The sequence below is a fragment of the Desulfomonilia bacterium genome (genome assembly GCA_036567785.1).
Taxonomy (GTDB): domain Bacteria; phylum Desulfobacterota; class Desulfomonilia; order UBA1062; family UBA1062; genus DATCTV01.
The window spans coordinates 92,116-111,988 of the sequence record DATCTV010000027.1; the positions used below are offsets into that span (position 1 = coordinate 92,116).

Below are 19,873 nucleotides of genomic sequence, written 5' to 3' on the forward strand. Positions count from 1 at the left end.
AATTAGATGAACTGCAATTCATAAAAAATTTCTACAGAAATAAGGGGAAGACAAGAGATGTCAAGATTCATTGATATTACCGAAGATTGTGAGGCCGTTATCAAGTCTTCGGTAGAGCAAATCGGAAAAGTAAGTGATATTGAAATGTTAGCTTTATATTCAGTCAAAAACGGCGAAGAGAATCAGGCAGATATTTATATCAAACTGGATAATGGAGAGGGCCTTCCTCTTCATGTTAATGAACGTTTAAATAATATAAAAAAGAACTTTCCATATATCTTCGATAAACTTGAAAAAAATATTCCAGTTACAGAAACTGACGAAATATTCTATGCCGCAGGTGAATCGAATTCAAAAAAACTGCCTAAATCAATAATATTTCTGCCTGTTGTTGTGGACAACCTGCTCTGGGGATTCGTATTCTGTATACACAGAACCGACTATGACTGGAAGGCAAGGGATCTGTCCCTGTTCATTGAACTGACACATAAGATAAGTTCTTCATTGTCAAGGAAAAATCAGATCATTAAACTCTATAAAGAAAAAGAAAGCTGTCATTTCCTTATGGAAAATATCAGTGATCTGGTAGTAATGGCTGATGAGAACAATGCCATAGTAAGCATCAGCGGGGATATGATAAGGTCAGTCGGTTATTACCCCGAGGAAATTCTCGGCAGACAAATCTCAAGTCTTATTTCAGAGGATGACCGTGAACGGTTCAACCATGATTCGGAATCATTCAGGAAAGGGCGCTTATCAGGGGAATATAGAATAGTGTTTAAAAACGGCAGCGTTAAATGGGCTGGCGTGTTAATCTCTCCCATTTATGAAGATAATTCATATAAAGGGTGCTGGTTCTTGTTTGCTGACATCGATGAAATCATGAAGGCGCATGAAAAGACAGCCGAGAGCGAAGCTCTATACAGGATGCTCCTTGAAAATGCCCAGGATATTATATGGACTATGGATCCTGACTTCAAGATGACCTTCCTTTCCCCTTCAGGAGAAAAGATCGGATGGACCTCATGCAAAGAGATCAATCTTGCGGGAATAAAGGAATTTCTTGGCGGAGCCCAGCATATGAATATCAGGAATACACTTCAGGAATATCTGATCAGTGCCGGAAAAGGTCCGAGGGATGAAAATCCATTCAGGCTTTTTACCTATGAGCATATAAATCCCAGAACCCTTATCAAGGGATATATTGAGACGAAGATTTCGATTCTTAGGAAAGCATCAGGCGAGATTGCCGGGTTTATAGGCATAAGCCGGGATTGTACCGAGAGAAAGAAAATGGTGGATAATTTGTTGTCTGTAGAATCAAGGCAGCGTTACCTTCTCGATAACATACAGGATATTCTTCTTTGCCATGACATGAACGCAAAGATAACTTATATAAGTGACAACATCAAACAATTAACCGGTTATGATCCCTCGGAAATTACAGGTAAGTCGGCAGGGGATTTTGTTCATCCAGACATGAAAAAATATTTTGAAGAAAACCTGGATAGATTTCGTACAACCAGAGAGGGTGGTGTCCATGAATACAAGCTGATTCATAAGGACGGCACAGAACACTGGTACCGGCTTAATACAAAGCCCAATTTTGATGAGGCCGGACGATTTATCGAAGTTGTCGCGGTAATGGCCAACATCGACAAATATAAGGAAGTTGAAAAGTATTTTGAAATCACTGAGAAAAAGGAGAACCTCTACCAGCACATTGTAGGCAAGGTGCAGGACCTGGTCTGGGCTTCGTCTCTTGACTACATGACCATTTACATGAGCCCTTCCATAAAAACGGCACTTGGATATACCGTGGAGGAAGCGCTCGGGATGGAATTCGGGACAACCTTCAAGCCGGAATCTCTATCCAGGGTGATGGCTGTACTACGGGAAGCCAGGGCGGCTGTTGCAAGAGGAGATTACAACTTCTCGGCCGAGCTTACGGTTAACCAGTTCAAGAGAAACCGCAGAACATTGAAGGGCAACCTTAGAATTTCCATACTTTGCGACACACAGAACAATCCCTATGGATATCTGGGTATAACATCATTCAGGAAGAGGGGGCCGAATGTCAAATCTCAGGGTAATCCGGAACTGAAAAAAAAGAAAAGGGGAAGGCCCAGGGGGAGAAAAAATTCTATCTGATCTCTTCCTCTGTCAGATAACATGCAGGGTCCTCGCTCCAGGGATCTCCTGTCGCAGCTTCAGCCCTTGCTCTGAAATTACCTGCACATACATCAAGCCATCTGCAGCCGGCGCACCTGCCTGAAACATAATTTTTCTTGTTTTTGAGCTTCATGAGAAATTCGTTTGTTTTATCATCCCAGATGTCGGAAAAAGGCTTTTTCAACACATTTCCCAGCACCTTGTTCCGCCAGAACTGGTCAGGATATACGTCGCCGTCCCAATTTATTGAGCCGATTCCCAGTCCGGTTGAATTGCCTGCATTCATTTTTAAAAGTTCGAGCACATCGCCCGCCCTCGGGTCTTTATTCTTAAGCATCTTCAAATAGACGTAAGGACCGTCCGCATGGTTGTCCACGGTCAAAACTTCTACTGACATGCCCTTATCGATGAGGTTTTTTGTCCTGTCCATTATCAGATCAAGTGTCGCGCGTGTCTGTTCATGAGTGAGATCTTCTTCCATGAGGTTTTTCCCGCGCCCAGAATATACAAGGTGGTAGAAGCAGATCCTTTGTATGCCCCGGCTTTCCATTAGGTCGAAAATTTTCGGGATTTCCTGATAATTCCTTTTATTCATCGTGAAGCGGAGCCCGACTTTTATTCCGGCGGACATGGCATTTTCAATTCCTTCTAAGGCTTTTGCAAACGCCCCATTTACTCCCCTGAACCTGTCGTTCACTTCTTCAAGTCCGTCAAGGCTGACTCCGACATATGAGAGTCCCATATCACCAAGAATTCTGGCTTTTTCCCATGTTATCAATGTCCCGTTTGTTGATATAACGGCCCTTATGCCTGCCGAGGTAGCTGCCCTGACAAGTTCAGGGAGATCTTCCCTTATGAGGGGTTCACCGCCGGAAAAAAGGACTACCGGAACTCCGAAATCCTTGAGGCCGGATATTAGATTCAGCCCCTGTCGTGTTGTCAGTTCAGCGCATCCCCCTTCAACCGATGCATAGCAGTGAACGCATTTGAGATTGCATCTGCTAGTGATATTCCAGACGACAACGGGTTTCTTGTCTTCGGAGAACTGAAGGAGGTGCGAAGGGAGTTCGCTTGATCTCCTTGAATATCTGAGAGGGTCGGATGCCTCTACTGTGCCGCAATACAGTTTGGATATGCCGATCAAGGTACGTCTCCTTTCATCAACTCGATAATCCCTTCATCCGTATATTCTTTTGCATATTGAGAGGCCGGGATACCCGATTTTTCCATGGCGTTTGCTGTAACCGGGCCTATGGCCACAAGTCTCTTGCCCCTTATTATATCAATTTTATCTCCTGCCAGAAGCACGGCGTTTCTGGCCCCTGACGGGCTTGTGAATACGATGGTGTCGCACTCTTCAGCAAGCGAAAGGAATGTCCGGCTATCAGCATTTTCAGGCATGGCCGTCTCGTAAACAAAGATTTCATCAACCATGGCCCCGCGCGACCTGAGCTCATCTGCAAGAAAAGGCCTGGCGTCTTTTGCACGGGGCAGGCAGATTTTCATGCCCTTAATATCCCGGCCTTCAAAAAGGCTGACGATCCCTTCAGACCTGAATTCCTCCGCCATTTTATCGGCCCTGATACCGAACGTTGAAAGGACATCCCTTGTTTTCGGACCGATGCAAATTATTTCTTTTCCGGCCAGGGCCCGGCAGTCCTGACCTTTTTCCGTGAGGGATCTGAAAAACAGAGGCACTGCATTCTGGGATGTGAATATAATCATGTCATATACCGAGACATCGACTCTGAACGGCAATTCCTTCAACTCGATAAGAGGGTAGATATGGACTCGCGCCCCCTGGGCGGCGAAAGCCTCAGCCGTTTTATAAGACAGGTGTGCTGGTCTTGTTATGAGAATACTTCTTCCTGAAAGGGGCTTGTTATGGGAACCGAACAGTTCCCGGCTTAATGCTGCAACCCTTCCGACTACTATTATACACGGAGAACCAATGCCGTTCTTTTCCGCTTCAGCTCCCATGTCTGCCAGTGTCGATACCAGATGCTTCTGCGATGGAAGCGTCGCATCCTGTATGATTGCACATGGTGTCGAGGCATCCATCCCTTCCCGTGTCAGTGCCTCGGAAATCTTGTTTATCCTTCCCGCTCCCATTAAGAAAACAAGCGTACCGGTTTCTTTTGCAAGAAGGCCCCAGTCAAGAAAGCCGGACTCCTTCGAAGGGTCTTCGTGTGCAGTCACGATTTTAAGAGATGCGGCAAGCCCCCTGTGTGTGGGCGGTATGCCTGCGCTTATGGGTCCTGCTATTGCCGAGCTTATGCCTGGAATGATCTCAAAAGGTATTCCGTTTTCTTTAAGAAAGAGAGCCTCTTCCCCACCCCTTCCGAACACGCAGGGGTCGCCTCCCTTGAGCCTGGCAATCGTAAGCCCTCTTTTTGCAAGTTCAAGCAGGAGACTGTTGATCTGCGGCTGTTTTGTGTAGTCTTTTCCTGCGCGTTTCCCTACATAGTATTTTTCGGCAGAGGTCTTTGCCATGAGGATGACTTCATTGGGGATGAGATCATCATAAACAACCGCATCGCACTCAGGGATTATTCCTGCAGCCTTCATGGTAAGAAGACCTGGGTCTCCCGGGCCGGCTCCTATCAGATACACTTTCATTCTAAGATTTTCCTCCCAGCTTCACAAGCAACGTTTCAGCCAGCACGGCGCCTATTTCAGGCGTCAGGCTTCTGCCGGTTGTCCTCGCGATATGGCTTCCGTCAGCGGTTGCTAGCATGGCGCTCATTGATATCTCATTGTTCACTATTCTTGCATGGGCCGCCACCGGAATCCTGCAATCAGCCCCGAGCCTTGCCAGAAATCCCCTTTCCGCAAGTGCGCATGTCCTTGTATCAGGATCGTTAAGCTTTTCAAGAAAAAGGTTCAGCTTTTCATCTTCCTGTCTGGTCTCGATTGCAATAATGCCCTGGCCAGGGGATGGTACCATTTCGTTTAGGTCAATGGCGGTTCCTGTGCTCAAGCCCAGTCTCTTGATTCCGGCTGCTGCCAGTATCACCGCATCGAGGTCCTTATCTATCCTCTTCAGCCTTGTTGTCACATTGCCCCTGATTTCCACACATTCAACATCCGGTCTGATATTTTTGAGCTGGCATATGCGGCGCAGGCTTGATGTGCCCACCCGGGCCGATTCGGGAAGGTTCCTGATGGTGTATCCGCAACTTGAAAAGAGCATGTCACAGGGGTCTTCACGCAAAAGATAGGCTGCAATAGTGAGCCCTTCAGGCGATATCGACTGCATGTCCTTCAGGCTGTGAACGGCCATGTCAATTCCCCCGGAAAGAAGATAGTTTTCAATTTCTTTTACAAAAACACCCTTGCCTCCGATAACTGCAAGCGGTTCCGTTGAGACATCTCCCTCCGTCTTTATAACCATCACCTCTATGTTGAGGCCTGGATCTGCTGACAGCATCAGATTTTTAACGATCTCTGTCTGGGCCAGCGCAAGGGCGCTACCCCTTGTGCCTATCCTTATATTCTTCATCAAGTTTAAAAAGCCTCCTGGCATATTCTATATGTACAGCTGCCGGATGGTCATTCAAAAAGCTTACCGGTCTGTGCAGGAATCTTTTCAATCCGGATTTCAGGGCTGTTTCGAAAGCCATCTTTTCTCCGTCCGGGAGTTCCTGCAAGGATGACTGCTCTTTTGCATATGATTCAATGAGGTTGTACAAGTCTTTTACTGTGTCCTGGGCATTAAGGCGTGAAAGCCATCTTTCGAATAAATCAACCTCATAGTTGATTATCTCGATGGCCTTTCCCGTATGCAGAAGCCTTTTTGAGTAATGTTTGTCTGCAATCGATTTGAGGGCATCGATGTCATAGAGAAAGCAGTTATAAAGCCGGGAGACTTCGCTCTCTACGTCTCTCGGTACGGCGATGTCGATGATTATAACCTCCCTGTTCTTCCTGTGCTTCATTACCTCTGACATCATTTCCTTCGTGATGATCGGTATGAGGGAGCCTGTTGACGTGATGATGATATCAGAGGCGACGAGCTCTTCCTTCAGTGAATCGAATGGTTTCGGGATGCCGTCTAGCTCTGAAGCAAGCAGGCATGCGTTTTCATAAGTCCTGTTGAGGACAGTTATTGTGTTTACGCCTTTTACCCTGAGCCTTTTGCCGGCAATGGATGCCATATCGCCTGCTCCTATGATAAGAGCCCTGCTTTTCTTTATGTCGTCGAAAATATGGCAGGCAAGTTCGACTGCCTCCGATGCCACCGATACGGGGTAATTGCCTATATCGGTTTCAGTCCTTACGCGTTTGGCGGCCTTGAATGTCCTGTGAAGGGCCTTGTCCAGATAGATCGAGGTGATGCCGTGAGCGACGGATTCCCGATATGCATCCTTGACCTGGCCCAGTATCTGCGGTTCGCCTAATACAAGTGAATCAAGGCCGGAAGCGACCGTGAAGAGATGCCTTAAGGCCTCCTGCCCTGAAAAAGACTCGGAATAGGTTTTGAGCTCTTCGGTGTCAATTCCAGAGATCCCTGTCAGAACTTCCCATATGCTGTTTTCGACGGCGTTTACCCAGTATATTTCCGTTCTGTTGCATGTGCAGAGCACATATGCTTCCATGCCGTCCGAAAGGATGCCGCTCATGTCCGATGGTTTTATCATAAGCCTTTCCCTGACTGAAAGAGGAGCAGTGCGGTGGTTTATGCTGATGCAGTTTATGGGGTTCATGTGAGGATCCTGAGTCCGTGCGCCCCCGGGAAAAAGATTTCGATAGATATGGTAAGCACGGCCATGACAACAAATCCTGCGAGGGTGATTGCTGCTGTGCGTCTGCCTCTCCAGCCTATTGCAAAGCGCTGGTGAAGGATAAAAGCGAATATCAACCACATTACGGCGCCGGAAATTATTTTGGGTGCGATGAGCGAAAGCTTCAATCCGGCATTTGATGCCCAGAATCCCCCGATAATCATGCCTAATGTCATTGCAACGAATCCGGCGCTGAGCGTTGATGCTGTCAATTTATCCAGCAGTACAAGCGGTGGAAGGTTGGATGCGGCGCTGTGGATTGTTCCTTTTTTGATGGACCTGTCATGGATGAGATAAACAACAGAGGCTATGCCGGATACCAGGAACAGAGCGTCTCCTGTAATTACACAGGATGTATGCAGGAAGAACCAGAATCCCGATTTCTGGACACCGATATGATACAGACCCAGAGATTGCGATACAAGCGAGAGCGTGAATATAGCAAAAGGGGCGAAAAACGCACCGAACGATATGGTATTTTTCAGTAAAACGGCAGAGGTAAAGATAATGGATGCAATGAGAATGGTCATGTTAACGGCCTGTGGAACGTCTGCAATAGGGAATTCACCTATGCGTATTCCCAGGAGGATGGTATAGGCAAGATGGGAAGTGGCACTGGTTATGAGTGAAAGTGTAGATGCCTTTTTCAGCATATCGTTTCTGGTGAAGAGATGCATTACCGTAAGAATGGCGGTGATGCCATAAAAGATCAGTACTGCCGTCACAGTATTTCCTCCAGGTCGACTTCAACACCGATAGCCTGTTTCAATATGGATTTTACCTCATCTTTTCTAGATTTCCTTATGGCTTCCGGCAGGGACGAGTTGATAAGTATCTCAAAAACCCTTTTGTGAGCTTCATGTCCGCCGTTCTGAGAAACCACGATCGGTCTTATCCTGCCGAGAATCCTGGCGAGTATTTCGTATTCGCTTCCGAGAGCGGCGCTCAGTTCCTGCCGGAGTTTTTTTGAAAGGGCTGGCGATATTCCGCCTGTCGAGATTGCTATCTTGATCGGCCCTTTTTCTACAACGGAAGGGACTATGAAACTGCAGAGTTCAGGCGTATCCACAACGTTGCAGAAGACATTAAGCTTTCGGGCATCCATGCTTACCGCCTTGTTCGTTTCTTCACTGTCGGTTGCGGCAAAGACCAGAAAGGCGTCTTTCAAATCGGATTTGTCGTACTCTTTCTTTCTGATCTCCAGGCCTTGAAACCTTAAGATGGACCTGGATATTTCAGGTGCCACAACCCTTACGGCAGCCCCGTTGGCAAGAAGCGCCTCGATCTTTCTGAATGCAACCGCTCCCCCCCCGACGACAACGCAAAGCTTGTCTTCGAGGTCTAGAAAAACCGGGTAATATTTATTTTCCAGTTCCATATTCTTTCTTCTTCCGAAGACCTTATTATAACAGTAAAATATAATTTCAATAGAAATAACCCGAATATTTCATATGCACCAAAGGCAATTCAGTTCTGTATGATTGCACTCAGAAAGAAGTTTTTTATCGTCCATTGAGGATTGAATGGCAGGAAGGGGATGAGGTTAAGACAGTCTATCAGGGTTTTATTACCTGTCTTCACGCTGACTATCGTTAGAAGCGCCTGAGCCGTCTCCGTCTAATCCTTTCTGTGCCCGTTCGGCCTCTTTTTTGTAACTCTCATCCAGTTTCTTCTCAATCATCTCCTTCTTTTTTACGGCATCCATTCCGGCGGCGGATTTCACAGTATCGTCAATGGACTTTCTTGATTCGGTGCCCTCACAGCCGGTATTTATAAGAATCATCGTTAATGAGAAAATGCAGATGATGGAAAAGGATATCAAGTTGCGCAGGTGTGATTTCATAAGCAGGCTCCTTATTTATTATCTGGTTTTTATAATATCCTTAAGTTTTATTTCAGGCTGATGGTATCTTTCATATTTAGGGGTATTCCTGCCATATTCAATTGCCTGCTCGGGACACCATTGGAGACATGCATAACACTGCTGGCATTTGTGGCTCCAGCAAGGCCTGCCTTCGATGTAGCTGATATTTTCCGCAGGGCAGACCCTGGCGCAGATGCCGCAGCTGTTGCACTTTTCGTTAAGCCAGAAGCTTTTGTCCATTCCCGGAACCATTGAAAAGGTTAACCTGTATATGGCCGAGAAGACTATTCTTTGCCACAGCGGCCCTTTCTCCATATCTCTTGCCTCTTTATTGTTGATGACCGATGCAATGTTTAATATCTTTTCCTCAGCCTCTTTGTAGAGTTTCAGGCAGTGTTCTTTGGTGCCGGGACCGCCCCAGGGAATATAATTTGAAGGCATTTTGATTTCAAAACCGGAGGAAAGCTTTGATCCGTTCCTGTCCATGAATGTTTTAAGCTGCACGAGAGTGTTTGAAACCTGGCCCCCGTTGACTGCCACTGCAAAGATATAATCACTCTTGATAGTCGTACTGTTTTTAACAAAATCTAGAACAGGTGCCGGGACGCCCCAGATATATACCGGAAAAACAAGGCCGATTATTCCGCCATCCTGCATGTAGGGTTTTTCTTTCTTGCCGATCATTGGAATGATACTGACGGGATTATCAAGTTTTTCAGCAATCTTTCTTGCTGTCCATAATGAATTGCCGGTACCGGTGTAATAAAAAATTGTCCCGGGCATGAAGGTCTCCTCTATAAAAATAATTTAAAAATAAAAACTCCCGCACAAAAGAACGGGAGTTTGGAAAATTTTTTTAGATGATACTACTTCTTTTTCTTTTTGCCGGCGACAAGCTCCTTCAGCCCTTTGCCTGCTTTGAACTTGGGTGCTTTTGTAGCTGCGATCTTTATGGGTTTCTTTGTCTGCGGATTGACACCCTGTCTGGCTGCCCTTTCGACAACCTCAAATGTTCCGAAGCCTACAAGTGTTACCTTGTCTCCCTTTTTGAGCGCGCCGCTGATGCCGTCGATTACTGCATTTACTGCTTTTTCGGCTGCCGCTTTGGAACCGCCTGCCTTTTCAGCTACAAATGCCACCAGATCCGTCTTTGTCATCCTTTGTTCCTCCTTCTCTTATTTATATTATTTAGTTTTTTAACTCTGTTTCTATTCTGGCAAACGGGATGAGATATTCATGATGTAGTGCTGCTTTTTTGCCGTTCTTAAACTTATCGACCGCATGAATCCGCAACTTGAGATATTCTTTAAAAAATCATGTCTGCGGATACTCATAAACAGCATATGTATGAATAATATAGTAGTATTTTTATCTGTCAACAGGAATTGTTATAAAAATATAAGATATTGCTTTAAATGGCCTCTCACTGTATTCTGTATAATCAGATTAGCTTTATTATATTAATAGGAGGATGTTATGAGGGGAATGAAAAAGATATTTTATATCCTTATTCTGTTCTCTGCGGTGTCTCTATCCGGATGTGTTGAAAACGGCTCCAGCACAGCAGAAACAGCCGGTATTCAGTCATCCGGTGATAACAATCAGCCTTTGGATGCAGACAGACAGACCTCTGATTCTAAATCTCCGGCAGATCAGCCCGGACGCTATGTGCTGAACATGTACCATTTCAATCTGCAGTATGTCGCAGGCTGTGATATCTGTTATAAAAGGGTTATTCAGAGTTTCGAACCGCTTGTGGATTTCTATATCGCGCATCCTGAATACGGAGCAGACTTCGAAATGCAGGGTCTGATGATTGAATACATGGCTGAAAATTATCCTGCCGTGCTGGAAAAATTCAGGAAAATAGTCAATTCAGGCCAGGTTGACCTTGTTTCTTTTCATTACTCCGACCAGCTTCTGATGGCTTATCCGGCACATGACCAGCAGTGGTCGATAGGTATAAACAATAAGGTATTTGAGAAGTACGGCATAAAAAGGTCAGGGACAATATTTGCACAGGAGGCCATGTTCAGCGAAGGTATGGCGGACATGGGCGCAAAAAACGGGTTCAATGTCGCGGTGATGACAGGCAGTATCTACGGCTGGTTCCAGAATGCAGCTGAACCGCCCTATTACACATGCAGAGGGCTGGATGTTCTGAGGCAGGGCGGTGCTGTTTTCCCGGGTTCCGGCATCGAAGTAAACTGGGAGTTTGTCGGAGACGGCGAAACAGTTACAAGCTTTGATCCCTATTTCCCTGTCCTGAAGTGGTATGTGAAATATTCGATAAACCAGCTTGAAAAGAAATTCGCCGATTATGTGACAAAAGGCTACACGATATCGACAGTAAGTAAATATGTCGATGCCCTAAGGGCTGCCGGTGAAGTGCCAACTCCTCTCAAACCGATCCTTGATACCCCCTGGCGCCCAAGTGATGGAAGCGGGGTTTACCAGTGGATGGGTAAATATGTATTCCCATGGGAAGAGGATTACACCCTTCTGACCGGCAACTGGACTGCCCGCTCATGCCTCATGGCATTTGAACGCAAATACGGCAACATATATCCTGATAAGGTCGAAGAGGCCTGGAGAAATATGCTCAAGGCCGAGGTTTCTGACAGCACAGGCTGGAGGCCGTTCCCTTCAGAAATTGAATATACCAAGGAACATGCCGATGCAGTTCTGGCAATAATACAATCCGTTGACCCGTCGCTCCTTACAAACGCCTGGACAAGACCGGAACTGACTCCTGAAGCATCAGGCCCTGTCGAAATCAAGATAAGCGGCAATCTCCTGAAGAAGCAGATAAAATGGTACAGCTTCCCCGGTCAGGAAAACGTGTGGGTTGCAGATGTCAATCTGAAGAAAATTCCTTTAATCCCGTCCGGTCTTGTAAGCATCGATTTCCCATATGATTCCGACCTTATTGAATACAGCCCAGCGATGCTCGAAAACGAGGTCAGGACCATAAGCATAAACGATATAAAACACAACCCCATACATCTGGCCATTCCGAACGGCTTGATCGGACTTGGTGACGGACTGTACCTTATCCGCGACAACAACTTCGGTGTGCTTGCATCCAGGATTGATATAGACGGCAAAAAGATCAGCTATCAGGCGCTCAACCCGACGGAAAATGAACTTCACATGAGGTTCTATCTGGTCAAAGGGGAGCAGGCTACGGCTCTTACCTGGGCTGATATGATAAACAATATCAATTTATAAATTGAAGGATGGCCGGTTTCAACCGGCCATCCCTACTGACTCAATCAGGACATAAAAAGATTCTTTGTAGCAAAATCAGGGTCGCTCGTTACATTCACGCCAAGCCTTCTCAAGCCTGCCTCATCTCCCGGTGTAGGAATGTGAGTCATATGCACCTCGCAGCCCTTAAGTTCCTTGAGTTTTTCAACCGCGAGCTGGGCCGCCGGGTTTGTTGCGGCACTTATGCTTAAAGCAACGAGGGCTTCCTGCAGGTCAAGGCTTACTGCATGTTCTTCAAGGATATCCTGCTTGAAGTGACTCAATGAATCAGTGATGCTCGCAGGCAGAAGCTTTATCTTTCCCGGTATCTCGGCGAGGTGCTTCGCAGCATGAAGAACAACGCTCGATGCGGCATGCATAAGAGGTGAGTTGCAGCCAGTTACAATTGTACCGTCTTTGAGTTCGATGGCGGCACCGCAGAATATGCCCTCATTACCTTTCGTCTGTGTCAATTGAGCCTCAAGAGCCGCCTTCCTGGCTGGTTCAACAACTTTTCTGTATTCGGGCATAAGATCAAAATCCTTTACAAGCAATTCGGCACGCTGAACGGTATCCCTGTCAGTAAAGCCCATGGCGTATTCACACTGGTAACGGAAGAATCGCCTGATGACTTCCTGCTTTGCCGCCTCCTGTACTATGTCATCATTAATGATGGCAAAGCCTGCCCGGTTCACACCCATGTCGGTAGGTGACTTATAGACACTTTCCCCGCCAGTAATCCTTTCCAGAATACGCCTGACAACCGGGAATACCTCTATGTCGCGGTTATAGTTTACCGAAACTTCATTGTAGGCGTTGAGATGAAAAGGGTCGATCAGGTTGAAATCCCGGATATCGGCGGTTGCTGCTTCATAGGCAATGTTCACTGGGTGCTTAAGCGGTATGTTCCAGATAGGGAATGTCTCGAATTTTGCATATCCGGCCCCCAGTCCCCGCCTGTGGTCATGATAAAGCAGCGTCAGGCATGTAGCAAGTTTGCCGCTTCCGGGACCAGGTCCCGTTACGACGACAAGCGGCTTCTTTGTCTCAATATACTCATTCGCTCCGTAGCCCTCGTCGCTTACTATCTGTTCGACATCGGTCGGGTAGCCTTTTGTAAAGCGGTGCGTATAGACCCTTATCCCGCGTCTTTCCAGCTTGTTTTTGAAGAGTATTGCCGAGGGCTGGGAATCGAAGCGTGTTATTACTATTCCTGCGACATCGATGTCCCAGCGCTTGAGGTCATCGATCATTTTCATGGCATCGGCGTCATAGGTATGGCCGAAGTCCGCCCTGATCTTTTTCCTTTCGATATCACCCGCATATATGCAGAGCAGTATATCCGCCTTATCTTTGAGCTTTTGCAGGAGCCTCATTTTCACATTCGGGTCATAACCGGGAAGAACGCGCGCGGCATGATAATCCCAGAGAAGTTTTCCGCCGAATTCCAGATAGAGTTTGTGATTGAAGCGATTGACCCTCTCGAGGATGTAATCTGCCTGCTCGCTCAGATACAGTTCATTATCGAAACCGATGCCGCTGTTCATATGTTTCCTCCATGTAAAGAATTAAATTTAAAATAATGCGGCAGGTGATTTCACCTGCCGCTCAAGTCTTCTTTAAAGTGTCGTCAGAACATTCTCAATATGCGTCATCGCCCAGTCGATTTCATCCTTCTTTATGATTAGCGGCGGGGCAAAACGTATGACGTGCTGATGCGTTTCCTTGCAGAGAAGGCCTTTTTCCATGAGGGCTTCACAGAAGCGCCTTGCTCCGCCGGCCGATGGATGAAGTTCCAGGCCGATGAGCAGGCCCCTGCCGCGGACCTCTTTGATGTGGGGGCTTTTTATCGATGAAAGCCTTTCCATCAGGTATGCGCCCATCTTTGCGGAATTTTCCACCATGCCCTCTTCGATAAGGACCTTGAGCGCCATCCGCGCCACGGCGCATGCAAGCGGGTTGCCTCCGAACGTGCTTCCATGGTCGCCTGGCTGAAAGACACCCAGTACTTCCTTGTTTGAGAGAACAGCCGAGATCGGATAATAGCCGCCGGAGAGCGCCTTTCCGATAAGGGTTAGATCCGCCTCGATGCCTTCATGCTCTTCAGCGAGCAGCCTGCCTGTACGGCCAAGGCCGGTCTGTATCTCATCAGTTATCATGGTAACGTTGTTTTCGGTGCAGATTCGCCTGACCTCTTTAAGATAGCCGTCAGGTGGAATGATGATTCCGGCTTCGCCCTGGATTGGTTCGAGAAGGAATGCAACTGTGTTAGGCGTGATGGCGTCTTCAAGCGCCTTTGAATCTCCGAATGGAATGATTTTGAATCCGGGAGTGAAAGGGGCATATCCATCGCGATACTGGAATTCGGTTGAGAAACCCACTATGGTTATTGTCCTGCCGTGGAAGTTATTTTCGCAGACGATTATCTCTGCCTGGCCTTCGGCAACGCCCTTTTCACGATAGCCCCATTTGCGTACAGCCTTTATACATGATTCGACCGCTTCGGCCCCGCTGTTCATGGGAAGGATGGTGTGGGAGTTTGTAAGCTCGCACAACTCTTTATAGAAAAGTCCGAGCTGGTCATTCCTGAAAGCGCGTGATGTAAGCGTCAGAGTATCTGCCTGTTCCTTCATCACCTGAGCAATCCTCGGGTGGCAGTGTCCCTGGTTCACGGCGGAATACGCTGAAAGGAAATCAAGGTATTTTTTACCTTCGACATCCCAGACCCAGATGCCCTTTCCTTTTGTGAGAACAACATCAAGCGGTTTGTAATTTGTTGCCCCGTAGGTTGCTTCAAGCTGGATATAATCTTTTGTGTTCAGCATGCCTCACCTCTGATAGTTTGAATGATTTATGACAGTCCTGAACATAAACACTTAAAATATTATGTCAACATGCAGTTAAAAGTTGTGAGTTGTGAGTGGTTAGAAAAAACAAACCGGCAATACTGTTAAATGATAGACTTGTTTACGGTTAAGCCTGGAATAATGGCTTCCTGTTCTTCAACTCACCACTCACCACTTCTGTTTTATTGACTTGCTTTTCTGTTGTGTGGCAATCTGTTTTCTGCAATTACTCAATTGAAAACGCAAAGATGGAGGGTCAAATGATAGCAATAGGCTTTCTGGGTGCGGGAAACATGGCTGAGGCAATAATCGGCGGCATAATCAGGAAAAATCTCTACAGCCCTTCAGGCATTGCGGCATATGACATTAACAGCCAGCGTCTGGTGCATATGGAGTCGAGATTCGGGATGATTATCTCGGCATCTCCCAATGATCTGGCAAAGGCCTCGCGTGCGGTAGTAATAGCAATGAAACCGGCGCAGGTGCTGCCCGCGATAAAGAACATAAAAAATGAACTTGAAGGCAAGCTGATTATTACCATTGCAGCCGGCATAACAATTGCGGCCATTCAATCCGTGCTCGGGGAGGATGCAAGGGTTGTGCGCGTGATGCCCAACACGCCTGCGCTGGTGCTGGAAGGGGCCAGTGCGATTGCAGGCTCGTCCACATGCACCCATGAGGACCTTGGAATTGCCCGTGACATATTCTCAGGGATAGGCATATGCGTAGAACTTAACGAATCCCAGATAGATGCAGTAACAGGCCTGTCAGGTTCGGGCCCGGCATACTGCTTTGCCCTGATAGAAGCGATGGCCGACGGCGGAGTAAGGGCCGGGCTTCCCAGGGATATCGCCATAAAGCTGGCCGCTGCCACACTGAAGGGCTCGGGCGCAATGGTGCTGGAGACGGGAAAGCACCCTGCCGAACTCAGGGATATGGTAACATCCCCGAGCGGCACAACAGCCGAGGGTCTCGCAATACTTGAAAACAGAGGATTTCGCGCCGCCGTGAGCGATGCGGTGTGGTTCGCCTACAAGCGCTCAATAGAACTGAGTTCAAAAGCTTAGATGAAAGATATCTCATTCAAACTCCTTGCCGAAGACGGGCGGGCGAGGAGAGGCGAATTCACGACAGAACACGGAACAGTCCAGACACCTGCATTCATGCCGGTAGGAACGGCGGGTTTCGTCAGGTCAACACCGGCCAGGGATGTCGCGGCGACAGGCTCGGAAGTGATCCTTGCAAACACCTATCATCTTTCTCTAGGAGAGAGGCTCTTTTCTGTAAAGCATCTCGGCGGGCTCCATAAGTTCATGGGCTGGGACAAGACCATACTGACCGACTCCGGTGGATTCCAGGTTTTTTCGCTGCCTGAAAGGGAAATAACCGAAGAAGGCGTTACATTCAAATATGAAGAGGACGGTGAGAAGATAACTCTTTCTCCCGAGCGCTCGATGGAAATACAGCGTGATCTTGGCGCCGATATAGTGATGGCGTTTGACGAGTGCGTGGCGTACCCTTCCGAGCATGATTATGTTAAGCGCTCTGTGGAACGCACGACACGCTGGGCGAAAAGGTGCCGCGAGTTCAAGCTTGCCAGGCACCAGTTCCTGTTCGGTATAGTCCAAGGCGGTGTTTATGAGGATTTGCGCAAAAAGAGCGCAAAAGACATCACCTCGATTGATTTTGACGGCTATGCAATAGGTGGGGTGAGCGTGGGTGAAGGCCATGACCTTATGAAACAGGCCGTCAAGTTTGCCGCCCCTCTGCTGCCGGAGGATAAGCCCAGATACCTCATGGGCGTGGGTCTGCCCGAAGACCTTATCGCCGCCGCAGGCCTTGGCATGGATATGTTCGACTGCGTAATACCTACACGTTTTGCCAGGAACGCAACACTGTTCACACGCACCGGCAAGCTCCGTATTAAGGACAAGTCATACCGCAAAGACCGATACCCGGTAGACACGAAATGCGGCTGCTATACCTGCAGAACTTATCCGCGCATGGTGCTCAGATACATGTTCCACATAGGTGATCCGCTGGCTGAGACGCTTGCAACCATCCATAACCTCACATTCTACCAGGACCTCATGCGTGATATGAGAATGGCCATAGAAGAGGGCCGATTTTACCGCTTCGCTGAGACCTGGCTGGGGACGTATCTGAAGAAAAATTCATAGATTATGATTTTATATTGCCATGAGATTAAGGGGTAAGTAAAATCATAATATGTCAGAGTTTTTTGATAAAATATCCAAATTGATCAATCGGGGTGAAGTTTTGATTTCAGATCATGGGTATGAGGAACTGGCAGCTGACAATATATACATTTCAGATATAATTAATGGAATAGATGATGCTGAGATAATTGAATAGTATCCTGACTATAACAAAGGTCATTGTATACTCGTTATGCAAATGGATTCTGACAATAAACCAGTTCATGTATTATGGGGGATTCCAAAGGGAAAAAACAGACCTGCCGTCCTCGTAACAGCATATAGACCTGATTCGAAAAAATGGATGTCAGGGTTTACAAGGAGAAGAAAATGAAAAAGAGCAAACAAACCAAGCTGATTCATGAAGGAGCATACATCGCTGAGGTGGATGTATTTATGCTTAGAAACGATGATGAGTGGTCTCCATATATTTCGCCTGCAGATGCCATGAAACTTGATGAAGTCAGAAAAGCTTTAAAAGAAGGCAATGTGGCAAAGGCGAGCAGAAAAGCCAGGGTATTCATGCTCACACCGGTTGCTGTATAATTATTACTTCGCTTGGACCTGACTTAGGATGTACCTGATAAGGTGAAGAAGTGACAATGGAAATACATGAATGAGTTCCACATGGATAAGAAAAAGTATTCCAAGGATAGAATGATAGCATTGGAATATGTTGAATCGAAATCAAAAGACTGATTCATCCCGCTCTTTAAAAACAAATTTCGAAAGATAATCTGATTGGTATTATCAAGAAAACCTGTTGAAACAATAACTTACTTCAAGTAATGTATTACGATAATACAATGAATTTCAGGAGGTGGAAAAAAATGAGCACACCTGAAGAGATCAAGCAGCAGGCCTTAAAGGATTTTGCCGAATTCATCAACCCCATGAAGGTCAGGACAATGAAAAGCGCCGGCATAGACATCATCGAAGAAAAGCGCAGCGGCGCATGTTCGTGGGACATTACCGGAAAGCGCTACATCGACTGCCAGACGGGCTCGGGCATTATGAATGTCGGCCGGGGCAATCAGGAAATCGCTGCGGCCCTTAAAAAAGCGCTCGATACATACGACATCGGCGTCTTTCTTTTATGCTCAAAGCAGAAGGCTGACCTGGCGAAAAGACTTGCCGAGATAACGCCTGGCGACCTGAGCTGCACCATATTCGGTGCAGGCGGCGGCGAGGCTGTCGATGCTGCCATCAAGATTGCCAGGGGTTTCACGATGAAGCCCGGCATCATCTACACGGACAAGGCCTATCACGGTCATACGGGTTTTGCACTGTCTGCAATAGGGCGGGATGCCTATAAGGAATCATTTGAACCTCTCATGCCGGGATTCACAAAAGTCCCGTTCGGCGATGCCGATGCGATAAGAAAAGCGGTGAACAAGGAAACAGCAGCCGTCATTCTTGAAACCATCCAGGGAGAAGGCGGAATTAATATCCCGCCTGAAGGCTATCTGGCCGAGGTCAGGAAGATATGCGACGAGAATGAAGTGCTGCTTATTCTTGACGAGATACAGACCGGCTTCGGCCGTACGGGAAAAATGTTTGCATGCGAACACTGGGGTGTCGTGCCTGACTTGATGACAGTTGCAAAATCGCTTGGCGGTGGCATCTATCCCATATCGGCAACAATCTTCAAGGAGGAGATCAACGACTTTTTCATCCCGCATCCGTTCGTCCATCTGTCCACGTTCGGCGGTTCCGATCTGGGCTGCATAGTGGGTATGGCAGCAATCGATTACATAATAAAGAACGACCTGCCGGGTAATGCGGAAAGAATGGGGCAGCGTTTCAAAGCCGGGTTCGACAGGCTCCTGAAAGAATATCCCGACCTGCTGCTCGAGGTCAGGCAGAAAGGGCTCATGATGGGCCTGCAATATACGAATGAATCAATCGGGCCACGCATGACGAAGAAACTTTCGGACAGGGGGGTGCTTGCGATTTATACGGGAAACGATCCGAGCATATGCAGATTCATGCCGCCCCTTGTGATTACACCTGAAGAAGTTGACGAGGTGTTGAACGCCCTTGAAGATTCCATGAAGGAACTCTCTGGTGAGAAGGGAATAGGCAAGAACGATTAGGACATGATTTCTTCCGGGCTGCTGCCGGGTCGAAATGACATATAAGATGGGAGGGTAAAAAGTGGCTACATCACAGGAAATCTTGGATGCTCTGGCTGACTATCAGGTAAACTGCAATGAAAACAAGAGGCTTCGCAGGATGCAGCGCGACTGGACCAAGCTGCTGCATTTCAATGCCGAGGACACGGGAGACTGGTTCACCATGAACGTGATAAACGGTGAGATAGTCTCATTCAGCGCAGGTGCCGAAGGTACGCCGGATATCATTGTAACTACAATCAGCGAAAACCTTTGTGACATGTTCTGGGGAGACCTGAACCCGTCACAGAAGTACCTTCAGGGGGAGATCAGGGTCAAGGCGTCACAGGAGGATGTCGTCCGGCTTGACGCAATTACGATGATAATATGGCCTGACGCCTGATGCGGCGTGTGATAACTGTGCATACCAGCGTTGCTCCTCGATTCGTCGTTGCGGCATACCGTAAATGTATGCCTCACTCCTCTTCATCGTCGCGCCTTGGTCTGCTTTGTTCTAACACGCCGCAATTTATTCTGACGCTCTGTAATAAAATATTTTGATTATGCTTAATAGCTCATCAGCTTAACAGCTAAGTAGCTTGCTGATTACTCCGGGAGGTAACAA

Annotated in this window: 18 protein-coding genes and 1 pseudogene; 8 read left to right on the plus strand and 11 right to left on the minus strand. The window is 47.3% G+C overall.

Going from position 1 to position 19,873, the window contains the following annotated elements:
- The first annotated feature begins 57 nt into the window (after positions 1–57).
- On the plus strand, positions 58–2,151 hold the full coding sequence (locus tag VIS94_05870; GenBank protein HEY9160593.1) for a PAS domain S-box protein: 2,094 nt from the start codon (positions 58–60) through the stop codon (positions 2,149–2,151).
- Here VIS94_05870 and ahbC read toward each other — a convergent pair.
- The 9 genes from ahbC to VIS94_05915 all read right to left on the minus strand — a co-directional run bounded on the left by ahbC (position 2,144) and on the right by VIS94_05915 (position 9,977).
- Positions 2,144–3,316 carry a 12,18-didecarboxysiroheme deacetylase gene (gene ahbC, locus VIS94_05875; GenBank protein ID HEY9160594.1) on the minus strand — a complete coding sequence of 391 codons (1,173 nt, stop codon included), beginning with the start codon at positions 3,314–3,316 and terminating at the stop codon, positions 2,144–2,146. The genes VIS94_05870 and ahbC overlap by 8 nt on opposite strands.
- On the minus strand, positions 3,313–4,791 hold the full coding sequence (cobA, locus tag VIS94_05880; protein HEY9160595.1) for a uroporphyrinogen-III C-methyltransferase: 1,479 nt from the start codon (positions 4,789–4,791) through the stop codon (positions 3,313–3,315). Before cobA ends, ahbC begins: the two co-directional genes overlap by 4 nt.
- 1 nt (position 4,792) lies before the next feature.
- A complete protein-coding gene (gene hemC, locus VIS94_05885) occupies positions 4,793–5,674 on the minus strand; it encodes a hydroxymethylbilane synthase (GenBank protein ID HEY9160596.1) in 882 nt (293 codons plus the stop codon).
- On the minus strand, positions 5,643–6,878 hold the full coding sequence (hemA, locus tag VIS94_05890; protein ID HEY9160597.1) for a glutamyl-tRNA reductase: 1,236 nt from the start codon (positions 6,876–6,878) through the stop codon (positions 5,643–5,645). Before hemA ends, hemC begins: the two co-directional genes overlap by 32 nt.
- Positions 6,875–7,681 (minus strand): cytochrome c biogenesis protein CcsA, encoded by an 807-nt coding sequence (gene ccsA / locus VIS94_05895; GenBank protein HEY9160598.1) that lies wholly within the window; start codon positions 7,679–7,681, stop codon positions 6,875–6,877. Before ccsA ends, hemA begins: the two co-directional genes overlap by 4 nt.
- A complete protein-coding gene (locus VIS94_05900; GenBank protein ID HEY9160599.1) occupies positions 7,678–8,334 on the minus strand; it encodes a bifunctional precorrin-2 dehydrogenase/sirohydrochlorin ferrochelatase in 657 nt (218 codons plus the stop codon). The genes ccsA and VIS94_05900 overlap by 4 nt, the downstream gene beginning before the upstream one ends.
- Positions 8,335–8,523: 189 nt before the next feature.
- The gene (locus tag VIS94_05905; protein ID HEY9160600.1) at positions 8,524–8,799 is read right to left on the minus strand and encodes a hypothetical protein; all 276 of its coding nucleotides are present in this window, start codon (positions 8,797–8,799) and stop codon (positions 8,524–8,526) included.
- 18 nt (positions 8,800–8,817) lie between these two features.
- A complete protein-coding gene (locus VIS94_05910; protein HEY9160601.1) occupies positions 8,818–9,603 on the minus strand; it encodes an EFR1 family ferrodoxin in 786 nt (261 codons plus the stop codon).
- 83 nt (positions 9,604–9,686) lie between these two features.
- The gene (locus tag VIS94_05915; GenBank protein ID HEY9160602.1) at positions 9,687–9,977 is read right to left on the minus strand and encodes an HU family DNA-binding protein; all 291 of its coding nucleotides are present in this window, start codon (positions 9,975–9,977) and stop codon (positions 9,687–9,689) included.
- Positions 9,978–10,305: 328 nt separating this feature from the next.
- Between VIS94_05915 and VIS94_05920 the strand changes: the two genes are divergently transcribed.
- Entirely contained in the window at positions 10,306–12,051 is a 1,746-nt protein-coding gene (locus VIS94_05920; protein HEY9160603.1) for a hypothetical protein, read from the plus strand.
- Positions 12,052–12,095: 44 nt separating this feature from the next.
- On the opposite strand, the gene VIS94_05925 is transcribed toward VIS94_05920, so the two are convergent.
- Both VIS94_05925 and rocD read right to left on the minus strand, forming a co-directional pair.
- Positions 12,096–13,616 carry a DUF1846 domain-containing protein gene (locus tag VIS94_05925; GenBank protein HEY9160604.1) on the minus strand — a complete coding sequence of 507 codons (1,521 nt, stop codon included), beginning with the start codon at positions 13,614–13,616 and terminating at the stop codon, positions 12,096–12,098.
- A 72-nt stretch (positions 13,617–13,688) separates the two neighbouring features.
- Positions 13,689–14,894, minus strand: coding sequence for an ornithine--oxo-acid transaminase (rocD, locus tag VIS94_05930; protein ID HEY9160605.1), 1,206 nt, complete (start codon positions 14,892–14,894; stop codon positions 13,689–13,691).
- Positions 14,895–15,175: 281 nt separating this feature from the next.
- Between rocD and proC the strand changes: the two genes are divergently transcribed.
- The 6 genes and pseudogenes from proC to VIS94_05960 all read left to right on the plus strand — a co-directional run bounded on the left by proC (position 15,176) and on the right by VIS94_05960 (position 19,651).
- A complete protein-coding gene (proC, locus tag VIS94_05935) occupies positions 15,176–15,982 on the plus strand; it encodes a pyrroline-5-carboxylate reductase (protein ID HEY9160606.1) in 807 nt (268 codons plus the stop codon).
- Between the two features lie 9 nt (positions 15,983–15,991).
- On the plus strand, positions 15,992–17,095 hold the full coding sequence (tgt, locus tag VIS94_05940) for a tRNA guanosine(34) transglycosylase Tgt (GenBank protein ID HEY9160607.1): 1,104 nt from the start codon (positions 15,992–15,994) through the stop codon (positions 17,093–17,095).
- A 208-nt stretch (positions 17,096–17,303) separates the two neighbouring features.
- Positions 17,304–17,468: pseudogene (locus tag VIS94_05945) on the plus strand (DUF4258 domain-containing protein).
- On the plus strand, positions 17,465–17,680 hold the full coding sequence (locus VIS94_05950; GenBank protein ID HEY9160608.1) for a hypothetical protein: 216 nt from the start codon (positions 17,465–17,467) through the stop codon (positions 17,678–17,680). Before VIS94_05945 ends, VIS94_05950 begins: the two are co-directional and overlap by 4 nt.
- A 284-nt stretch (positions 17,681–17,964) precedes the next feature.
- Positions 17,965–19,230, plus strand: a complete 1,266-nt coding sequence (locus VIS94_05955) for an aspartate aminotransferase family protein (GenBank protein HEY9160609.1) — start codon at positions 17,965–17,967, stop codon at positions 19,228–19,230.
- Positions 19,231–19,291: 61 nt separating this feature from the next.
- Positions 19,292–19,651, plus strand: coding sequence for an SCP2 sterol-binding domain-containing protein (locus tag VIS94_05960; GenBank protein HEY9160610.1), 360 nt, complete (start codon positions 19,292–19,294; stop codon positions 19,649–19,651).
- The last annotated feature ends 222 nt before the right edge of the window (positions 19,652–19,873 follow it).

Bases quoted from the DNA above. Each gene is read 5' to 3' on its own strand.
- VIS94_05870 (HEY9160593.1), top strand. From the start codon at position 58: ATGTCAAGATTCATTGATATTACCGAAGATTGTGAGGCCGTTATCAAG.
- cobA (HEY9160595.1), bottom strand. From the start codon at position 4,791: ATGAAAGTGTATCTGATAGGAGCCGGCCCGGGAGACCCAGGTCTTCTT.
- hemC (HEY9160596.1), bottom strand. From the start codon at position 5,674: ATGAAGAATATAAGGATAGGCACAAGGGGTAGCGCCCTTGCGCTGGCC.
- hemA (HEY9160597.1), bottom strand. From the start codon at position 6,878: ATGAACCCCATAAACTGCATCAGCATAAACCACCGCACTGCTCCTCTT.
- VIS94_05900 (HEY9160599.1), bottom strand. From the start codon at position 8,334: ATGGAACTGGAAAATAAATATTACCCGGTTTTTCTAGACCTCGAAGAC.
- VIS94_05905 (HEY9160600.1), bottom strand. From the start codon at position 8,799: ATGAAATCACACCTGCGCAACTTGATATCCTTTTCCATCATCTGCATT.
- VIS94_05910 (HEY9160601.1), bottom strand. From the start codon at position 9,603: ATGCCCGGGACAATTTTTTATTACACCGGTACCGGCAATTCATTATGG.
- VIS94_05915 (HEY9160602.1), bottom strand. From the start codon at position 9,977: ATGACAAAGACGGATCTGGTGGCATTTGTAGCTGAAAAGGCAGGCGGT.
- VIS94_05920 (HEY9160603.1), top strand. From the start codon at position 10,306: ATGAAAAAGATATTTTATATCCTTATTCTGTTCTCTGCGGTGTCTCTA.
- VIS94_05925 (HEY9160604.1), bottom strand. From the start codon at position 13,616: ATGAACAGCGGCATCGGTTTCGATAATGAACTGTATCTGAGCGAGCAG.
- rocD (HEY9160605.1), bottom strand. From the start codon at position 14,894: ATGCTGAACACAAAAGATTATATCCAGCTTGAAGCAACCTACGGGGCA.
- proC (HEY9160606.1), top strand. From the start codon at position 15,176: ATGATAGCAATAGGCTTTCTGGGTGCGGGAAACATGGCTGAGGCAATA.
- VIS94_05950 (HEY9160608.1), top strand. From the start codon at position 17,465: ATGAAAAAGAGCAAACAAACCAAGCTGATTCATGAAGGAGCATACATC.
- VIS94_05955 (HEY9160609.1), top strand. From the start codon at position 17,965: ATGAGCACACCTGAAGAGATCAAGCAGCAGGCCTTAAAGGATTTTGCC.